The organism is Nonomuraea sp. bgisy101, from assembly GCF_057708945.1.
The window spans coordinates 70,534-88,991 of record NZ_JBYITD010000005.1 but is presented as its reverse complement, the minus strand read 5'-3'; the positions used below and the strand labels follow the sequence as shown (position 1 = coordinate 88,991).

The window sequence follows — 18,458 nt, the reverse complement described above, 5'->3', positions numbered from 1 at the left end:
GCGGGAATCTTACTCACGTTCCGGAGGATCTCTTGGTCACCCCCGAATCCGGGCAGAAGCGCACCGACCGCAGTCCATGGAACTGGCTGCTGTTCGTGCCGATCGTGCTGCCGCTGCTGACGTTCCTGTTCAACTCCGACGGGCCGAGGGTGGCGGGCTTCCCGCTGTTCTACTGGCTCCAGCTGGCCTTCATCCTCGTCGGCGTGACCTGCACGACCATCGTCTACAGGATGACCAAGTGACCGGGCACACGACCGAGTTGGTCGTCTTCGTCGCGCTGTTCCTGGTGGTCAGCGGCATGGGCTTCGTGGCCGCCAGGTGGCGCAGGCCCGACAACATCGAGAGCCTGCACGAGTGGGGCCTCGGCGGGCGCAACTTCGGGACCTGGATCACCTGGTTCCTGGTGGGCGGCGACCTCTACACCGCCTACACCTTCGTGGCCGTGCCCGCCCTGGTCTTCGGCGCCGGAGCGCTCGGCTTCTACGCCCTGCCGTACACGGTGGTGGTCTACCCGCTGGTCTTCCTCGTGCTGGCGCGCATGTGGTCGGTGTCGCACGTGCACGGCTTCGTCACACCCGCCGACTTCGTCAGGGCGCGGTTCGGCTCCCCGACGCTGGCGCTGCTGATCGCCATCACCGGCCTCATCGCCACCATGCCCTACATCGCGCTGCAGCTGGTCGGCATCGAGGCGGTGCTGAAGGCCATGGGCATCACAGGACACCTGCCGATCATCATCGCGTTCGCGATCCTGGCCGCCTACACCTACCAGTCGGGCCTGCGGGCGCCGGCGCTCATCGCCTTCGTCAAGGACACGCTGATCTACGTCGTGATCCTGGCGGCGGTCATCTACATCCCCGCCAAGCTCGGCGGCTGGGGCAGCATCTTCGACGCCGCGGCGGCCAAGTTCGCCAAGACCCCGGCGCAGAACGACGGCATCCTGCTCACCGGCGCCAACCAGCTGCAGTACATCACGCTGGCCTTCGGCTCGGCGCTGGCGCTGTTCCTCTACCCGCACAGCCTCACCGGCGTGCTGGCCTCCAAGAACCGCAACGTCATCAAGCGGAACATGTCGGCGCTGCCCGCCTACAGCTTCCTGCTCGGCCTGATCGCCCTGCTCGGCTTCATGGCGATCGCGGCGAACACCAAGCCGGTCGTCAACCCCGCCACCGGCAAGCCCGACACCAACACGATCGTGCCCGTGCTGTTCGACCAGATGTTCCCCGACTGGTTCACCGGCGTGGCCTACGCGGCGATCGGCATCGGCGCGCTGGTGCCCGCGGCGATCATGTCGATCGCTGCGGCGAACCTGTTCACCCGCAACATCTACAAGGAGTACATCAACAAGAACGCCTCCGACGCGCAGGAGGCCAAGGTCTCCAAGCTGGTCTCGCTGGTCGTCAAGGTGGGCGCGGTGCTGTGCATCCTGCTGCTCGACCCGCAGTTCTCCATCGACCTCCAGCTCATCGGCGGCGTGATCATCCTGCAGACGCTGCCCTCGGTGGCGCTGGGTCTCTACACCCGGTGGTTCCACAAGGGCGGCCTCATCGCCGGCTGGGCGACGGGCCTCGCGGCCGGCATGTGGATGCTCTACCTCATCCCGAACCCGGCCAACGGCAAGCTGCACTTCGGCGGGTCGGCGTTCCCGCTGAAGAACTTCGGCTTCGACACCACGATGACGATCTACGCGGGTGCGATCGCGCTGACCGTCAACCTCGTGGTCGCCGCGGTGGCCACGCTGATCCTGCGCGCGGCCAAGGTGGCCGACGGCGAGGACGCCACCTCCCCCTCGGAGTACTTCGCCGACGAGGGCGACCCGCGGGTCAAGGACCTGGACCTGTCCGGCTCCCACTGATCCTTCTCCGCGTGAGCGACAGGTGAGGCGGCCACGTGATCCGTGGCCGCCTCACGCGTTCGTCTGGAGTCAGACGATCTACGGCTCTACGATGGCGACCATGAACCGGGCGAGCGTGGTGACGACGCTGCGGGCCATCGCCCGATACCGGCTCTCCGAAGCCCGGTGGGCGCGCGTGGACACCGCGCTCGGCGCGATGGAGGAGGCGTTGCGGGCCGGGGATCGGGAGCGGCTCGCGCGGGCCGTACGGGAGCTGGCGCTGATCGGACCCGTGCGCATCAGCACCAGGTACGGCGACCCGCCGCGGGTGCCCGCCCCCGAGGAGACCAGGGAGCGGCTGAACCGGCTGATCCTCACCTTCGGCGCGGACGAGGACGAGGAGCCCGCGCAGGATGGATGAGCGGGCGCTGGTCGTCCACCTGTTCGCGCCCGCAGGCCAGTCCGCCGGGCCGCTGGAGAGGCTGTGGCGCGACCTCGGTGACCGGCTCGGCATGACCTGGTCGATCCCCGAGCTCGGGCCGTACGAACTGCGGCTGGACGAGCCACGGCTGGCGGGTCCGCCCCGCGCCCGCGTGCTGGCGGCGCGGCAGTCGAGGTCGCGGTCGGAGATCGTCCAGGCGGTGGTGTGGCACCGGCACGACGTACTGGCGTTACTGGTGGCGCTGGCGCCGCCGCCCCAGGACGGGACCGGCTGGGCCGAGCTGGAGGCGCGGTGGGCGGAGGTGGCGGGTGACACCTCGGCGTGGGCGCTGGGCGAGGCCCGCCTGCTGACCTGCGTGGCTCCTAGCCTGGACACCCCCGGCGACGAGGTTCCCGACGGCTTCGCCGCCGAGGGCGTGCGCCTGACGGCCGGCGTGCACACGGTGCTCATGGAGGAGGCAGGCGCCGAAGCGCGGGCGCTGCGCAGGTTCTTCGTGGTCGCCGCGGACGAGCAGCGGGCCGCGTCGGACGCGTGGCTGTGGTCGCGCGGCACCGACGACTTCCCCCCTCTGGCCGCGCACCTGCTGCACGCGGCCAAGGTCAGGCACCAGCTGAGGACGCGTGAGGGCTTCGACGCCGACCGCCTGCTCGGGCTGGCCGACGAGACGCTGAGACGCCGTCCCTGCGGCGCCGCCGCGGCCGACGATCTGGTGTCCGCGCGCAGGCGCCTGTCGTCGCTGCTGGCGGGACCGGACGGTCTCACGCTCGCCGTGACCAAGACGCGCGAGATGGAGCGGACCGTGCAGATCGCCGCCGCGAACATGCGCCAGGCCGCCGCAGGGCTCGAGCGCGAGCCTGGACCGCTCCGCGGCGACCTGGAGCTGGCCGGATGGCTGGAGCAGCGGCTGGCCGACGACCTGCTGTACCTGGAGGCGACCCGGGAGCGGGTGCGCGACGCGCTCGCCGAGGCGATCCAGGCGGCCGACGAGGCCGTGCAGGACCGGCGCGAACGGCTCCAGCGCAGGGAGGAGGCGGTGCAGCGGCGACGCGAGCGGATCGACCTGCTGCAGACCGCCGTGATCGGCTCGGTGCTGATGGTGCTGGCCGCCGTCCAGGCGTTCGAGTACCGGGTGCCGCTGCCGGGTCCCGTCACGCCCGCCGTGATCGCGATGCTGGGATCGCTGGCGTTGCTGCTGGCCACCGTGACGCTCTGGCGGGCCGCCGACCAGGGTCGCGGGGCCGCGGTGGCGGTGCGGGTGTTCGGCGGGCTGGCGTGCGCGGCCCTGGCGTGGGTGGCCTGCGCGACGCTCGCCCATCTCGTCGCGGGCGCCGCGGCGCCGGTCTGGCTGACGTGGACGGTGGCCGTGCCCGCCTTCGGCCTGGGCTTCTTCGGCGCGGGGCCGTACCTGGTCAGGCCCCGCTGACCTTCATGGGCCGATGTGGGTGAACGGCGCCCACAGGACGGGGGCGTCGGGATGGCGCTCGCGCAGCGCCCTGACGGCCAGGTGGAGTCCGAGCGCTGCCGCGCGCGGGTCGGGTTCGCGGGTGCCGCCCGAGGTCATCATCGCGTAGACGTCCTCCACCAGGCCCGGAGCGTGCAGGTCGGCGATCGGCCACAGCGTGCCGATCACGCTGGGGTACCCGGCCAGCTGCACGGTCGCCGCCAGGCTCACGCACTCGTCGGCCAGCAGGTCGCCGCCACGCGAGGTCTCGCACCCGCTGAGGAAGGCGAACTCGGCCCTGTCGAGGCGGGTGGCGGCCAGCTCCCTGACCGTCAGCGGGCCGTCGTGCAGCACCAGCCGCCCCTCCGACGGCGCGGCGGGATCCTGCTCGGCGTGGCAGGCGAAGTGCACCCACGGGCTGGAGGGCAGGGCGTCGAGGACGGCGGCGCGCACCGCGTCGGCCCCGACCAGGGGGAGCGTGTCCCTCAGCATCCGCCGTACCGCCTCGCCCTCGCGCTCGGCGCCCGGCAGGTCGTCCTCGCCCGGCGTGCTCGGCAGCGCGACCAGCAGCGGGCGGCCCTCGGCGTGCGGCCCCGCATCCTCGCGGGCGTGCGCGAGGGCGCGCAGGGTCGGGGTGTAGGAGGAGACGGCGACGTCGAGCGCGACCGCGTGCAGCGGGAGCAGCGACAGTGCGCCCGTGGGGCACCACCACAGGCGGGGCCAGACGCCCTGCGGTTGCGCGTGCAGGCCGAGGGCGGCCAGGACGGGGCGGCCGACCCGTTCGGCGAGCCAGTCGAGGGTGGCGGGGACGCGGTCAAGGAGACCTGGGTCGGGGTCGTCGTCGTGGGCGTAGGCGTCGAGCGCCTCGACGAAGGCCGCGGCGGTCTCGGCCACGGCTTGCGCGCGCAGGCCTGGCAGCGGGACGAGCCCGACGCCTTCGGCGGTGACGACGAGGGCGTCGCAGCGGTGGTCGCTGACGTTCACCACGACCACGGGGCCGTCCTGCGCGGCGGCGCGCAGCCTCGTGAAGGGCGGGGGGAGCAGGAAGTCGGCCAGCCCCGGCAGCGCCCTGATCTCGGCGAGCGTCTCCTCCCGCTCGCGGGCGAGCACGTGACGCCTGTCGAGGTCCTCCACGGTGTCGAGTCCGTCCTGGATCTCCACGAGCCTGGCGGCCAGCGACGGAGCGCGGCGCTCGAGCTCGTCATGGACCGGGCGCGCGTCGATGATCTGGGCGAGCAGCACTCCCCTGCCCTGCTCGAGCAGTTCGACCGCGCGCTCGGGCCGGCCTGCGGCGATCGCGCAGGCGGCGGCGTCAGCGGCGAGCCCCTGGAACTCGGCCAGCGCCCGCTCCTGGTCCTGCCGCGCCATGCCGCGCCATGCCGCCGCGTCGAGCAGCCCGACCGCCGTGGCGAAGGCGTCGGCTGCGGCGGCGGGGCCCTCGTGCTCGGCCACGAACGCGCCCCACCGCATGGCCACGCCCGCCCGCCACGCGGGGGCGGCGGTGGCGACGGCGGCGGACGCGGCGAACTGCTCGACCGCCTCGGCCCTGTCGCGTTCGTCGCCCGAACGTTCCCATCTGTCGGCCAGCGCCTCGGCCAGGTGCAGCCGCGATATCGACAGCACGGGCTCGTCCTCCACCGCGCCGTCGACGGCCTCGCGCAGCGCGCGCACGGCCCGATCGAGCTGTCTGCCCTTGCCGGTCAGCAGCGAACGCAGGCGCAGCGCCATGCCGAGCTGTCCTGCCGCCCTGGCCCTGGCCCGCGTCCCCGCGGGCGCCTTTCGGACGAGCTCCTGAAGGATGGCGACGGCCTCGTCGAGCAGCTCGGTCCGCTGGAGCCTGCGCCTGGCGACCAGGCCCTGCACCGACGGCGGCTCGTCGTCCCGCAGCAGCGACAGCGTGAGCGCCCGCCGCTCGTCGGCCGTCAGCGTGGCGTCCTCCAGCTGCACGAACAGCAGCAGGAGCGCGGTGGCCAGCCCGATCGCCGCCCCCGTGTTGGCGGCGGGGGCCGCGGCGGCGGCCGCCCGCGTCACCTCGACCGCCTCTTGCAGCGCCTCAGGCGTGTCCTGCCTGGTCAGCGCCCTGCCGAGGTTGGTGAGGATCATGTGGCGGTGCACATGGCCCTTGGGCGCCAGTTCGAGTGCGCGCCGGTAGGCGCCGATCGCCTCCTCCAGCGCCTCCCGCTCCCCCGTCCTGTCGAACCGCATGACCAGCACGGTCGCCAGCGCCGACGTCCACCCGCCCCTGTGCGGGTGCATCGGCGGGGTGAGGGCCACGCACTCGCGCATGACGGCGATCGCCTCGTCCAGGTCGGCGACCGAGCCGGTCATCTCGTGCCTGCGGCCGAGAGCGGTGCCGAGGTTGGCCAGGTACAGCGGCCGGTAGGCGTGGTCGGCCGGCGTGGCGTCAACGGCGGCCCTGTCGCCCTCGACGGAGGCGTCGAGGTCGGCGCGCCTGCCCCATCGCTCGTAGGCGGCGAACCGGGCGGCGGCCAGCCCGGTCAGCGCGATGGCGCGCTCGGGGTGGTCGGACGCGGTCCGCTCGACGGCCTGCCGGTAGACGTCCGTCAGCCGCCTCAGCAGGGCGTCGCCGCCTTCGGCACCGTGCTTCAGCGCCAGCGCGTTGCCGAGGTTGGCCAGGTAGAGGCCGCGCTCGGGATGATCGGCGGGCGCGGCGTCCACCGCCTGGTCGAGCACGGCGATCACCTCGTCCACGCCGCCCAGCTCGCCCGACCACTCCATCCGCTGGCCCAGCATCCTGCCGAGGTTCGTCAGGAGCGCGGGCCTGCCTGGATGTCCCTGCGGAGCCTCGGCGAGCGCGTCGCGCAGCATGGCGATCGCGCCGTCGACGTCCTCGATCCTGCCCGACTCCATGGCCTGCGCGACGATCCCGCTCCCCAGATCGCCGAGTACGGCGGCGCGCAGCCCCGCTCCCGTGGTGCCCTGCTGCCGTAGCGACCCGAAGATCTCGCGCATCGCCGCCAGTTGCTCTTCGTCGAGTGAGGGCGGCTCGCCGTACAGGAGGGCGCCCGCGATCAGATGGATCTCCCTGCGCATCGGTTCGGGGACTCCGGGCAGTCCCGCGCGGATGGTGTCGAGAGCACGCCCGAGTTCCTCCCGCGCGCCCGGCTCGTCGGAGACCAGCACGAGCGCGGCGGCGAGCTTGGCGGTCCTGAACAGGAAGTAGGAGTCGTCCGCAGGGGTGGCGGCCACCACCGCGCGCAGCTTCACGGCGTGTTCGCGCAGGTCGGCCACCTCGCCGTCGCGGACGTAGCGCTGCCTGTGGGCCTCCGCGTGGTTGCTGAGCGCGAGGACGGCGAGCGGGTCGCCGTCGGGCAGCAGCGCGACCGCCTCGCCGAACAGATCGGCCGCCTGGTCGAGGTGCTCGGGCGGGCCGCCGACGCGGAAGTCGTTCATCAGGACGATGCCCCTGCTCGTGCGCGCCCTGCCCGCCGCCGGATGGCCTGGAGGAGCGGCCCTGACCGCCCTGGCCTGCAGGGCGAGCGCCTCGTCCAGCAGCGCCCTGTCATCCGTGGAGTCGAAGGTCCTGGACAGGATGTCCCCCAGATCCGACAGCCGCTCGGGAAAGCCGGGGTCGTTCTCGGGGGTGAGCGCGAGCGCCCTGCGCAGGGCCGCCGCCGCCCGTTCCAGTGCCCTGATGTCGCCGGTCTGCGCGAACCTCGCCGCCTGCGCGGCCCCCTCCGCCACGGCCGCGCGCGCTCGCGCCGCTCTGAACCCGCCCACGTTCATGGTGACAGCGTGCGCCACACGGGCCGTTCGCGCCTGAGTATCGGGCTACTCAGCGTGCCCGGGATTGGCCACGGCCAGCTTGTCCCGCACGATCTCGGCGAGCACGTCGAGCAGCGCTCCGCCTTCGGGGTCGCCTTCGAGGTCGCCCTCGCGGACCGCCCTGGCCAGCTCGGCGTCGTCGGCGACGCCCAGCGACGCCAGGCGTTCGGCGTGGGAGGCGGCCTGCGAGGGCCCGAGCTCGATCTCGCGCTCGACCATGCCGAGGACGTTGATCGCCACTCTGGTGTGGAAGCGCACCCGTCCCTCCACCGCGGGCAGCACGTCCGCCTGCAGGAACTCGCGGACGGCCGCGACGAGCTGAGCGGCCGTGGGCAGGTCGTGCGGAGCACTCATAAGGAACCCCTTATTGACCGAGCAACGAATTTCGGTTGTGATCCTGCCATGAGCTTCGCCGTGCCCGACAGCGTCAGGCGGGTTCGCGACGCCGTCCACGCGTTCATGACCGAGCGGGTGGAGCCCGCCGAGCCCGGCCTGCTGAACGACGACGGCTCGCTACTGGCGCGGCTGCAGCGGGAGGCGAAGAAGGAGGGCCTCTGGGCGCTCGGGCACCCCCGCGAGCTCGGCGGCGGCGGGCTTCCGTTCCTGGACTACGTCTACGTCAACGAGGTGCAGGGGCGCAGCGAGTTCGGGCAGCTGGTGCTCGGCACCTTCACCCTGCAGGACTCGCTGATGCTGCACGAGCACGCCTCCTCCGAGCAGCGGGAGCGGTACCTGGAGCCGCTGGTGCGCGGCGAGATCTGGCCGAGCTTCGCGATGACCGAGCCGCTGGTGTCCAGCAGCGACCCGACCCAGCTGCGCACCGAGGCGGTGCTCGACGGCGACGAGTGGGTGATCAACGGGCACAAGTGGTTCACCACGGGCGCGTCGCGGGCGGCGTACACGACCGTGATGTGCAGGACCGAGCCTGAGGGCGCGCCGCCGCACCTGGCGTTCTCGATGATCCTGGTGCCGACGGACACCCCCGGGTACACGATCGTGCGCGAGACTCCGGTGCTCGGACTGTCGGGCGGGCACTGCGAGGTCCGCTACGACGACGTGCGGGTACCCGCGGCCAGCCTGCTCGGGCCGCGCGGGCACGGTTTCGTGATCGCGCAGCGGCGGCTCGGCCCAGGGCGGATCTTCCACTGCATGCGCTGGCTGGGGCAGGCGCAGCGGGCCTTCGACCTGATGTGCGGGCGCCTGCACACGCGGTCGGCCTTCGGCGAGCCGCTGGCGCGCAAGCAGCTGATGCGCCGGCATGTCTTCGACTCCTACGCCGAGATCCAGTCGGCGCGGCTGCTGACGCTGCACGCGGCGCACGCGCTGGACGCGGGCGAGGACGCGCGCGTGGAGATCGGGGCGATCAAGGTGGTGGGCGCGCGGATGCTGCACAACGTGATCGACAGGGCCATCCAGGTGTACGGCGCGGCGGGCCTGACCCCTGACACGCCGCTGGACAGGATGTACCGGCACGCCAGGGCAGGCCGGATCTACGACGGGCCGGACGAGGTGCACGTCGACTCGGTGGGGCGGCGGATCCTGGGGGCCTACACGAGCGGGGGGACCTGGGAGTTCGGGCTTCGATGATCGCGCAGATCGTGGCGGAGGTGTTCGGGCGGGGGTGCGAGATCCCCGCGCGTGCCCGGCTGTCGGGCGGGGCGTCGAGGGCGATGTGGGCGGTGGACGTGCGCGACCCGGCGGGACGGCTGCACGAGCTGGTCATCCGGCTCTCCCCCGCCACCGCGGGGACGGTCCTCTCTCCCGCGGAGGGGCCGGCGGTCGCGCCTCGGGAGGGTGCGGGCGGGCTGGGGCTCGGGCCGCTCGACGAGGCGCGGCTGCTGCGGGCGGCCGCGGCGGCCGGCGTGCCGGTGCCCGAGGTGGTCGCGGCGGCCGGGCCGTACCTGGTGATGCGCAGGATCGAGGGCGAGACGATTCCCAGGAGGATCCTGCGCGACGACCTCTACAGGGAGGCCAGGCCCAAGCTGGCCGCCCAGTGCGGGCAGGCGCTCGCGGCGGTGCACAGGATGCCGCTCGACGCCGTGGACCCTTCCGTGGATCAGACGGTGGCCGGGGCCGTACCGGATGACCCGCTGGCCGCGTGGCGGGAGGTGCTCGATCTCACCGGGCAACCGCACCCGGTCTTCGAGCTCGCCTTCCGCGAGCTGGCCCGCACCAGGCCCGGCGGCTCCAGGACCACCGTCGTGCACGGCGACTTCCGCAACGGCAATCTCATCGTCGGGCCCGAGGGCCTCAGGGCGGTGCTGGACTGGGAACTGGCCCACGTGGGCGACCCGGTGGAGGACCTGGGCTGGCTGTGCGTGAAGGCGTGGCGGTTCGGCGCGCGACCGCCCGTCGGCGGGTTCGGCGAGTACGACGACCTGCTCGCCGCCTACGAGCGGGCCTCAGGTCACCGCGTCGACAGGGACGCGTTGCGCTGGTGGGAGATGTTCGGCGTGCTGAAGTGGGGGATCATCTGCGTCACGCAGGCCATGCGCCATCTGGGCGGGTCGACGCGTTCGGTGGAGCTGGCGGCGATCGGCAGACGCGTCTGCGAGACCGAGTGGGACCTGCTCGAACTCCTGCGTGCAAGGCCCGCCCCCGCCGCCCGGGACAGGCCGGTCTCCAGGCCGCTCAGGTCCGTCGCGCGCGGGAGACGGCCGCGCTCCGCGGGGTGAAGGCGGCCACGATCACGTCGACCAGCCCGTCCACCACCTGCGCGCGCTCGACCTCCGGGTGTTCGAGCCACCAGTCGCCGGTCGTCTGGACCATGCCGACGAAGGCGTGGCCGAGGATCTGCGCGCGCACGGGGTCGGCCACGACCTCCTCGTCCGCCAGCACCCCTCCCAGTTCCTCGCCGAGACCGCGCACCAGCGCCGTCATGTGGGATCGGACGCTGGTGTCCTCGGCGCTGGCCCGGTGGAACAGGAACCGGTAGAGGTTGAGGTTGGCCGAGATGAGGTCGAGGTAGATCTCGATGGCGGCGCGGGCGCGGCGGCGCGGGTCGGTCCTGGCCCTGTCGAACTCGGAACGCAGCTGCGAGATGACCCTGCGCACGTGGCGGTCGGCCAGCGCCTGGTACAGGCCGCTCTTGTCGCCGAAGTGGCGGTAGAGGATCGGCTTGGTGATCCCGGCCTCCGCGGCGATGGCCGCCATCGACACCTCGGGCCCCTCACGCAGGATGGCTCGGTCGGCGGCGTCGAGCAGCGCCTTGCGCCGATCGGGGTCCCTGCCGTTCACTGGGCCAGGATAGCCCCGCCCACCTCGGCGTCCACCGGGTGAAGGCCGCCGTCAACGCCACCTGGCGGGGAAGGCGGCGGAGGCGAGCAGCAGGGCGCCGACCACCAGCGGCAGTCCCGTCACTCCCGACACCACGCCGGGGGCCTCGGCCGTACCGGTGAGCGACTCGATCGGCGGCAGCGCGCCCACGACGGGCGTCGCGGCCCACGGGGCCACGGCGAACAGCGCGCCGAGCACGGCCAGCGGCAGCCCGCACACCAGCGCGGCGAGCGGCGAGAGCCACCGCCCGTGGGCCAGCACTCCGGCGACGGCCACGACCGCCGCCAGGCAGGCGATCCCGCGCAGGTCCGGCCGCTGCAGCGTGTAGCAGGAGCGCAGTGCCACGGCGCCCGCCTCGGTCAGGTAGTGGACGACGGGAAGCGCGGCCAACCCGGTCACCGCTCCGATCACATGACGCACCCTCCGAGGTTAGGGTCGGATCATGAACAGCGGAACGGGACCAGGAGCCATAACCCCCGACGGATCGCCGGTCGAGTTCTACACCCTGCTGCCTCCGGGCGAGGAGGCGGAGGTCATCGGCCGGGTGGTGCCGGCGGGCGGCAGCATCCTGGAGCTGGGGTCGGGCGTCGGCAGGGTCACCCACCCGCTCGTCGCGGCGGGCTTCCAGGTGGTGGCCGTCGACGAGTCGGCCGAGATGCTCGCGCACGTGCGGGGCGCGCGGACCGTCCACGGCAGAGCGCAGGAGCTGGCCCTCGACCGGCGTTTCGACGCGGTGGTCCTGGGCTCCTACCTGATCAACATCCCCGACGAGGGGCTGCGTCACGACCTGCTGACCGCCTGCGCGCGGCACGTCGCGGCCGGCGGGTCAGTGCTCGTCCAGTGGCAGCCGCCCGAGGCGCACGACCGCTGGGCGGTGGGCAGGGGCCGCGAGGACGACGGCATCGAGATCATGATGACGGAGCTGGACGAGGTCGCGCCGGGGACCTACGCCGCCACCATGCGCTACACGGCGGGTGAACGGGTGTGGACCCAGTCGTTCCTGTCGCGGCGGCTCACCGTCGAGGAGCTGGCGGCGGAGCTGGAGCGCGCGGGGCTCGCGCTCGACGGCTTTCTCACCGAGGACCGCACGTGGGCGCGGGCCGTACCGGCATGACGGGGGCGGACTTCCTGCGGAGCATCGCCGCCGGCACCGTGGAGTCCTCCCCCCACCTGGCCCATCTGGGACTGCGGCTGGTCGGTGTCGAACCCGGCAGGGTCGAGCTGGTCTGGCGGCCTGGGCCCGAGCTGACCAACAGGTCCGGCGTGGTGCACGGCGGGTACATCGCGACCGCCCTCGACGACGCGTGCGGCATGTCCAGCGGGAGCGCGGCCGAGCGGCCCACGCTGCATCTCACGATGAACCTCAACGTGGACTACCTGCGCCCCGTCCAGGCGGGGGAGGTCTACACGGTGGTCGGCGCGGTCACCCACCGGGGCAGGACGCGCGTCCTGACGCTCGCCACCGTCACCGACGCGACGGGCCGGTTGTGCGCGCAGGCCACCGCCAGCCTCACCCCCAACCGGAACACCACCCCCGGCTGAGCGTACGGCCGCGCGTACCGGCCCATTCGATCTGTCGGAGCAGGGCGGTAGTCTGCCGCACCAGGACCGCGATCGGAGGTGGGCTGTGGCGCCCGAGGTGCCAGGCTACGAGGTGCTCGGGCTGCTCGGCCAGGGCGGCTTCGGCGTCGTCTACCAGGCCAGGCAGCTGGCGGTGGGCAGGGAGGTGGCGCTCAAGGTCGACAGCAGGGTTCTCGTCTCCGAGCGCGACCAGCGGCGGTTCATGCGCGAGGTCACCTCGGCGGGCGCGCTGTCGGGGCATCCGCACGTGGCCGCCGTCTACGACGCGGGCGTGCTGCGCGACGGCAGGCCGTACATGGTGCTGGAGCTGTGCCCCGGCGGGTCGCTGTCCGACCGGATGCGGTCGGGCGTGCTGCCCGTGGCCGAGGTGCGCGACGTCGGCGTGAGGATCGCCGACGCGCTGGCGGCGGCGCACGCGGCCGGGGTGCTGCACCGCGACGTCAAGCCGGCCAACATCCTGATCAACCGCTACGGCCACGTGGTGCTGTCCGACTTCGGCCTCGCGACCATGCCCGAGCCCGGGGCGGAGGTGTCGGTGACGCGGGAGTCGCTGACGCCCGCCTACGCGCCGCCCGAGGCGTTCGAGCTGACCGAGCCGAGCGCGGCGGGCGACGTCTACTCGCTGTCCGCCACGCTCTACGCGCTGCTGTCCGGGCGGCCGCCGCGCTTTCCCGAGAGCGGGGTGGCGAACCTGGCGGTGATCATGGCGCTGCACCGGCAGCCCGTGCCCGAGATTCCCGGGGTGCCCGCGGCCTTCACCGAGGTGCTGCGGCAGGCACTGGCGACCGATCCGAGCCGGCGCACCCCCTCGGCCGCCGCCTTCCGCGACGCCCTCGCCGCCCTGTCGCCCGACGCCTTCCTGGGCGGCGGCGCCGGGTCAGTCGCTGAGTCAGGGGGGTGGGGCACCGGTGGAGCGGCGTCGCCGTCGCAGGGCGGGTTCCCGCTCACCGGTCCCGAAGCCGACCGGCCCGGGTTCGGCGGATGGCCCGCAGAGTCCACCGGCCCGCAGGGCGGATGGCAGGCCGTCCAGACCGGAGCCGGGCAGGCCGCGGCGTGGTCACACGCGCCCACGGGGCCTGGCCACGCGGGGCCGCAGCCGGGAGGATGGGCCGGCGCGCCCACCGGACCTGGCCACGCGGCTCCTGGCCATATGCCTCCTGGCCCTGTGCCTCCTGGCCATGTGGCTCCCGAGCACGCGGGTAAGGCGCCGATGGGCGGGTGGGGGGCCGCGCCGACCGGTCCTGGCCACGGGCTCGGCCACCCCGGCGGGTGGGTGGGGGCGCCTGGCGGCGACCTTCACGGGGCGCCGACCGCGCTGTCGCGGCGGGCGGCGACGCGCGGCTACGCCACCGCCTCCGCGCTGTTCGCCGTCATGATCGCCGTCGGGGTCGTGCTGATGATCCTCGAGGGCCGGTGAAGACGTGCCCGACGACCTCGACACCCTCGAACGCAGCATCGACGTGCTGCGCACCCGCGTGCGCGCCGCCGTGCGGGACAGGGACCTCTCCCTCGCACGCGAGCTGCGCGGCGAGCTGCGCAAGGCGGAGCGCGCGTGGGACCTCCAGGTCAGCAGCCCTCCGGAGCCCCGGAGCGAGCCGATCGCAGGAGCGCGGGGCGGGGCCAGGACGGGGCCGCCGGTGCGGGAGCGGGTACGCGACGCGCTCGGCCTGCTCCAGGTTCCCGCCGCCGGCCGGCTGGTGGTGAGCGTCTACGAGGCGTTCTTCTCCGAGCCGCTGAGGAGCTCCCAGCTCAGCACGCTCAGGCGCGACGAGGAGCGGACCTTTCGCCGCTCGCCGTACGGCAGGCCCCACTACGTGTGTGCCGCGCTCACCGACCGGCTCACCCCCGCCCGCGGGCTGCTGGCGGTGAGCACCTGGCCGCAGGAGCGGAGGGTCGTGGGGCCGCGCAGTCCGCGCGTCGACTTCCTGCTGTCGACCGTGCGGGTGGCCACCCGGGTCGGTGAGCTGGAGGAGCCGTCGGAGAAGGCCTGGCGGCTGCTGTCCAGGATGGCGCGCAACGTGCCCGGGGCGGCAGGCGGGTTCGGCGAACCCGAGCCCGGCGTGGTGGTCAGAGCGGCGCGGGCGGAGCTGGCCGTGCACCTGGAAGCCGACACGCGGGAACGCGCCGAGCTGGCCGAACGCGCCGGACGGCAGCTGGATGAGGCCGCCAGGCTGTTCGGCGCCACTACGCTGAGCGAGATCGCGAGGAAGGCGGCGTGCGCGTGATGGTCGCACGGCCTGGGAGAAGAGTGGAGGCATGAGCGGGTGAACGGGCTCGACGCGCTGAGAGGCACCACCCCCGCCAAACCCCACGACGCCAGGGCGATCGCCGCGCTGGCCGCCAATCCCGGCTGCGCGCGCAGGGCGCTGATGGACGGCGCGGGTGTCGACAAGGACAGGGCGGCCAGGCATCTGGGCTTCCCCGCGCCGTTCGGGCAGTCGCCTTTCGCGATCACCAGGGGCAACGCGTTCGAGGCGCTGGTGAAGGCCGACGGCTGCGCGGAACTGCTGCGGATGCTGCGCGAGCTGCTGCGGCTGCCGATCGACGAGGTCGCCTACCAGGACGTCCACAACGTCGGCGCGCACCTGCGCCACACGCACACCAGAGCGCTGTTCGACAGGGCGGCGCGGGAGGAGCAGGGCACGCTCTACGACCATCCCCTGCTCAGCCTGCGCATCGCGGGGCACACCGCGTATCTCGAGCCCGACGTGGTGGCCTTCCAGCGCGGCAAGCAGTTCCACATCGTGGAGATCAAGTCGTTCGCGGTGATCGACGGGCAGGCCGACCCCGCGGCGGTCGCGGCCGCGGCCAGGCAGGCGGCGGTGTACGTGCTGGCGCTGCGCACGCTGCTGGAGGAACTCGGCCACGACCCCCTGCGGGTCGCCCACGACGTCGTTCTCGTCTGCCCCGAGAACTTCGCCAACAGGCCCGTGGCGACGCTGGTCGACGTGCGCAGGCAGCTCGCGGTGCTGAAACGGCAACTGGCCAGGATGACCTCGATCGACAGGTTGCTCGCCGAGCTGCCCGACGGCGTCACCTTCGACCTGTGGCCCGATGACGAGGGGGTGCCGGCCAGGCCGGCCGCCGAGCTGGCCGAGGCGCTGCACCAGGTCGCCGCCCGCTACGCGCCCGACTGCCTGTCCACCTGCGATCTGTGCTTCTTCTGCCGCGACGAGGCCCGCCGCGACGGCGCTTCCGACCTGCTCGGGCGGCAGGTGCGCGACGCGCTCGGCGGGGTGGCGACGGTCGAGGAGGCGCTGGCGCTGGCCGAGGGTCGCAGGGATCCCGCCCCCGGGCAGGAGGAGATCGCCCGCCTGCTCCGAGACGCCGAACGGTTGCGCAGGGAGTGCCTGGCGTGAGCATCCTGACGTCACTGGCCCGGCTGAGGGCGCTCAAGGAGGGGGTGGCGCAGCCGACGGCCACCGTGCGCCACTGCCACGTGAGCGAGCGCCCGATGGTGTTCGTCCCGCTCAAGCTGTCGGGCGAGGCGGCTGCTCCGCTGGCGGCGATGCTGGGCACCGACCGCGACCGGCCCCGGCTGCTCGTGGTGGCCCAGCCGCGCAACAGGGATCTGCGGTTCGCCTTCATGGCCGAGCTCGCGGAGGCACTGCTTCCGTACGTCGAGGGCTTCGCAACGCACACCGAGACGGTCGAGAGGAAGAACGCCGATCCCTACGAGCGGGCTCTGGACGCGCCGCAGCTGGTGCTGCCGAATCCCGCGGGCGTGGCGTTCACCAGGCTGCTCGGCCGTTCGACGAGGTTCCGCAGGACCGACGGGCCCTATCCGGTACCGGAGGAGGTGCCGCTGCTCGGCAGGTGGCTGACGTACTTCGCCGAACGGGCCGCCCATCCTGGCTCGTCGCTGACGCTGACGGCCACCGAGGAGCTCGGCCGCCACTGGGCCAGCGGGCAGAGCGGGCTGGAGGACGCGAACCTGGCCGCGCTGCTCGGCTGGATCGCGCCGCCGCCGGGGCTGAACGGCCCCGAGGCCGCCGAGGAGGCGGAGGATCCGCTGATCTGGCCGCCCGCGGGGCCGGCCACCGATCCTGGCTTCGACGCCGAGGTGCTCGCCCCCGCGATCGACGACGGCGCGGCCGAGCGCGTCACCGAGGCGCTGCGCACGCAGCTCGCGCCGACGTGGGGGCTGGTGTGGCAGGCCATCGATCTGCTGCGGAAGCTGCCCGAGGGGGCGAGCGTGCCGACGCGGTGGGAGGGTGACAGGGGCTCCTTCAGCATGATGGCCGAGCAGATCTCCGAAGGCGCGCCGCCACAGGCCCGCCGCGACGGCGCGGTCGCCGCGGCCGCCCGCCTGTCCAGGATGGAGCGGGCGCAGGCCTCCTTCGAGGTGCAGCGCGCCTACGACGATCCGTTGATCATGGCCGAGTACCGCCTGACCGGCGAGGCGTTCGCGGGCGAGGTGATCGAGACCGATCCCGGCAACACCGAGGGCGAGGGCCGCTCCCGCAAGCTGCGGCCGGTCGTCCTGATCAAGACCGACGATCCCGTACGGCTGCAGCCGGGCGCCGCGCTCGGCACGCCCGACCGCAGGGGACAGGCCGCCGAGCTGGTCGAGGTGCACGAGGGCCTGGTCACCTTGAAGATCACCAAGGGCATGGGCAGGGGCAGGACCCCCGCGCCGGGCTCGGTGCCCGAGGTGGGCGAGCGGGTCTGCTACACCTCGCTGACCGACGACTTCCAGGGCTCGGCGGCGCTGCCCGACAGGGAGGCCACGCCGTGGACCCACGGCGGCCCTCCCCAGGAGTACGTCCCGAGTGACGAGGACGCCCAGGAGGAGTGGGCATGAGCCCCGAAGAGGTCATCCAGGCCGTGCTCGCCGACCTGCCCAGGCACAGGGGCGTGGTGGTCGACTCCCCGCCGGGTGCGGGCAAGTCCACGCTGGTCGTGCGAGCGGCCGCGCACCTGGCCGAGACCGGCGAGCCGCTGATGATCGTGGCACAGACCAACGAGCAGGTCGACGACCTGATCGAGCGCATCGCCGACAAGCATCCCGACCTGGCCGTGGGCCGGCTCTCGGCCTCCGGCTACGTGCCGCCGCGACGGCTGCTGGAGATCCCGAGTGTCACCGTCGGCACCAGGATCCAGGATCTCAACGACCCGGCCATCGTGATCGCCACCGCGGACAAGTGGGCCTGGATCAGCGGCCGCACCTGGCCGTGGGCGATCGTGGACGAGGCCTACCAGATGCGCTCGGACAAGCTGCTGCGCATCGCCGGGCTGTTCGAGCGGGCGCTGTTCGTGGGCGACCCGGGCCAGCTCGACCCGTTCTCGATCGTGGAGGCCGACAGGTGGGCGGGCCTGTCGTGGGATCCGCTGCAGAGCGCGGTGTCGGTGCTGCTGCGCCACAACCCCGACCTGCCCGTGCACCGGTTGCCCGTGTCGTGGCGGCTGCCGGCCTCGGCGGCCCCCGTGGTGTCGCAGGCCTTCTATCCGTTCACCGGGTTCAGGTCCGGCACGGGGCCTGACGAGCGGGCGATGCGGCTCACCACGAAGGGCATGGGCACGGTGCACGACCGCGCGCTCGAGGAGGCGGCGGCGACGGGCTGGTCGCTGCTGGAGCTGCCCAGCCGCCACACGGTCCGCACGGACGCCGAGGCCGTGCAGGCCGTGGCGCTGCTGGCGACGAGGCTGCTGCAGCGCGGCGGGGTGACTCTCTCGGAGAAGGGCGAGCGGCCGGTGACGGCCGACAGGATCGCGGTCGGCGCCGCGCACCGCGACCAGGTGGCGGCGATCAGGAACGCGGGCGTGCCGCCCGAGATCACCGTCGACACCGCCAACCGGCTGCAGGGCAGGGAGTACGACGTGACGGTGGTGCTGCACCCGCTGTCGGGCCGCAGGGACGCCACCGCCTTCCACCTGGAGTCCGGGCGGCTGTGCGTGCTGGCCTCCCGGCACCGGCACGCCTGTGTCGTGGTGGCGAGGGCGGGCATCCCCGAACTGCTCGACGCCCACCCCTCGGCCGAGACCGTGCAGCTCGGCGTGCCGGTGAAGTTCCCCGACGGCTGGGAGGCGAACCAGTCGGTGCTGGAGCACCTGGCCAAGCATCGGATCCGTGTCTCTGACGGCGGCTGAGGGTCAGGCTC

Annotated in this window: 17 protein-coding genes; 13 read left to right on the top strand and 4 right to left on the bottom strand. The window is 73.3% G+C overall.

What is annotated here, in order from left to right; genetic code table 11:
* Window positions 1-32: 32 nt before the first annotated feature.
* The 4 genes from AC3EO4_RS11090 to AC3EO4_RS11075 all read left to right on the top strand — a co-directional run bounded on the left by AC3EO4_RS11090 (window position 33) and on the right by AC3EO4_RS11075 (window position 3,696).
* The gene (locus tag AC3EO4_RS11090; RefSeq protein WP_379568586.1) at window positions 33-242 is read left to right on the top strand and encodes a DUF3311 domain-containing protein; all 210 of its coding nucleotides are present in this window, start codon (window positions 33-35) and stop codon (window positions 240-242) included.
* Window positions 239-1,852: a monocarboxylate uptake permease MctP gene (mctP, locus tag AC3EO4_RS11085; RefSeq protein ID WP_379568588.1), complete on the top strand. Its 1,614-nt coding sequence runs from the start codon at window positions 239-241 to the stop codon at window positions 1,850-1,852. The genes AC3EO4_RS11090 and mctP overlap by 4 nt, the downstream gene beginning before the upstream one ends.
* A 100-nt stretch (window positions 1,853-1,952) precedes the next feature.
* Window positions 1,953-2,252: a CATRA system-associated protein gene (locus AC3EO4_RS11080; protein ID WP_379568590.1), complete on the top strand. Its 300-nt coding sequence runs from the start codon at window positions 1,953-1,955 to the stop codon at window positions 2,250-2,252.
* On the top strand, window positions 2,245-3,696 hold the full coding sequence (locus AC3EO4_RS11075) for a CATRA conflict system CASPASE/TPR repeat-associated protein (protein WP_431895197.1): 1,452 nt from the start codon (window positions 2,245-2,247) through the stop codon (window positions 3,694-3,696). Before AC3EO4_RS11080 ends, AC3EO4_RS11075 begins: the two co-directional genes overlap by 8 nt.
* Before the next feature lie 3 nt (window positions 3,697-3,699).
* Here AC3EO4_RS11075 and AC3EO4_RS11070 read toward each other — a convergent pair whose 3' ends face one another.
* Both AC3EO4_RS11070 and AC3EO4_RS11065 read right to left on the bottom strand, forming a co-directional pair.
* Complete coding sequence (locus AC3EO4_RS11070) at window positions 3,700-7,461, bottom strand: CHAT domain-containing protein (protein ID WP_431895196.1); 3,762 nt, start codon at window positions 7,459-7,461, stop codon at window positions 3,700-3,702.
* A gap of 45 nt (window positions 7,462-7,506) precedes the next feature.
* Window positions 7,507-7,854: a DUF6285 domain-containing protein gene (locus AC3EO4_RS11065; RefSeq protein WP_379568595.1), complete on the bottom strand. Its 348-nt coding sequence runs from the start codon at window positions 7,852-7,854 to the stop codon at window positions 7,507-7,509.
* 48 nt (window positions 7,855-7,902) lie between these two features.
* Between AC3EO4_RS11065 and AC3EO4_RS11060 the strand changes: the two genes are divergently transcribed.
* Entirely contained in the window at window positions 7,903-9,087 is a 1,185-nt protein-coding gene (locus AC3EO4_RS11060) for an acyl-CoA dehydrogenase family protein (RefSeq protein WP_379568597.1), read from the top strand.
* Window positions 9,084-10,175: a phosphotransferase family protein gene (locus tag AC3EO4_RS11055; RefSeq protein ID WP_379568598.1), complete on the top strand. Its 1,092-nt coding sequence runs from the start codon at window positions 9,084-9,086 to the stop codon at window positions 10,173-10,175. Before AC3EO4_RS11060 ends, AC3EO4_RS11055 begins: the two co-directional genes overlap by 4 nt.
* Here AC3EO4_RS11055 and AC3EO4_RS11050 read toward each other — a convergent pair.
* Window positions 10,132-10,737, bottom strand: a complete 606-nt coding sequence (locus AC3EO4_RS11050) for a TetR/AcrR family transcriptional regulator (protein WP_379568600.1) — start codon at window positions 10,735-10,737, stop codon at window positions 10,132-10,134. The genes AC3EO4_RS11055 and AC3EO4_RS11050 overlap by 44 nt on opposite strands.
* 51 nt (window positions 10,738-10,788) lie before the next feature.
* A complete protein-coding gene (locus AC3EO4_RS11045; RefSeq protein WP_379568601.1) occupies window positions 10,789-11,196 on the bottom strand; it encodes a hypothetical protein in 408 nt (135 codons plus the stop codon).
* 22 nt (window positions 11,197-11,218) lie between these two features.
* Here AC3EO4_RS11045 and AC3EO4_RS11040 point away from each other — a divergent pair, with 22 nt between their 5' ends.
* The 7 genes from AC3EO4_RS11040 (at window position 11,219) to AC3EO4_RS11010 (ending at window position 18,447) form a co-directional block, all read left to right on the top strand.
* Window positions 11,219-11,890 (top strand): class I SAM-dependent methyltransferase, encoded by a 672-nt coding sequence (locus tag AC3EO4_RS11040; protein ID WP_379568603.1) that lies wholly within the window; start codon window positions 11,219-11,221, stop codon window positions 11,888-11,890.
* Window positions 11,866-12,318: a PaaI family thioesterase gene (locus AC3EO4_RS11035; protein WP_431895192.1), complete on the top strand. Its 453-nt coding sequence runs from the start codon at window positions 11,866-11,868 to the stop codon at window positions 12,316-12,318. The genes AC3EO4_RS11040 and AC3EO4_RS11035 overlap by 25 nt, the downstream gene beginning before the upstream one ends.
* A gap of 85 nt (window positions 12,319-12,403) precedes the next feature.
* Window positions 12,404-13,774, top strand: a complete 1,371-nt coding sequence (locus AC3EO4_RS11030; RefSeq protein ID WP_431895191.1) for a serine/threonine-protein kinase — start codon at window positions 12,404-12,406, stop codon at window positions 13,772-13,774.
* 4 nt (window positions 13,775-13,778) lie between these two features.
* Window positions 13,779-14,582, top strand: a complete 804-nt coding sequence (locus AC3EO4_RS11025; RefSeq protein ID WP_379568608.1) for a hypothetical protein — start codon at window positions 13,779-13,781, stop codon at window positions 14,580-14,582.
* A gap of 39 nt (window positions 14,583-14,621) precedes the next feature.
* Window positions 14,622-15,716: a hypothetical protein gene (locus AC3EO4_RS11020; RefSeq protein WP_431895190.1), complete on the top strand. Its 1,095-nt coding sequence runs from the start codon at window positions 14,622-14,624 to the stop codon at window positions 15,714-15,716.
* On the top strand, window positions 15,713-17,161 hold the full coding sequence (locus AC3EO4_RS11015) for a hypothetical protein (protein ID WP_379568612.1): 1,449 nt from the start codon (window positions 15,713-15,715) through the stop codon (window positions 17,159-17,161). Before AC3EO4_RS11020 ends, AC3EO4_RS11015 begins: the two co-directional genes overlap by 4 nt.
* On the top strand, window positions 17,158-18,447 hold the full coding sequence (locus AC3EO4_RS11010; RefSeq protein ID WP_379568614.1) for an AAA family ATPase: 1,290 nt from the start codon (window positions 17,158-17,160) through the stop codon (window positions 18,445-18,447). Before AC3EO4_RS11015 ends, AC3EO4_RS11010 begins: the two co-directional genes overlap by 4 nt.
* Window positions 18,448-18,458: the final 11 nt, after the last annotated feature.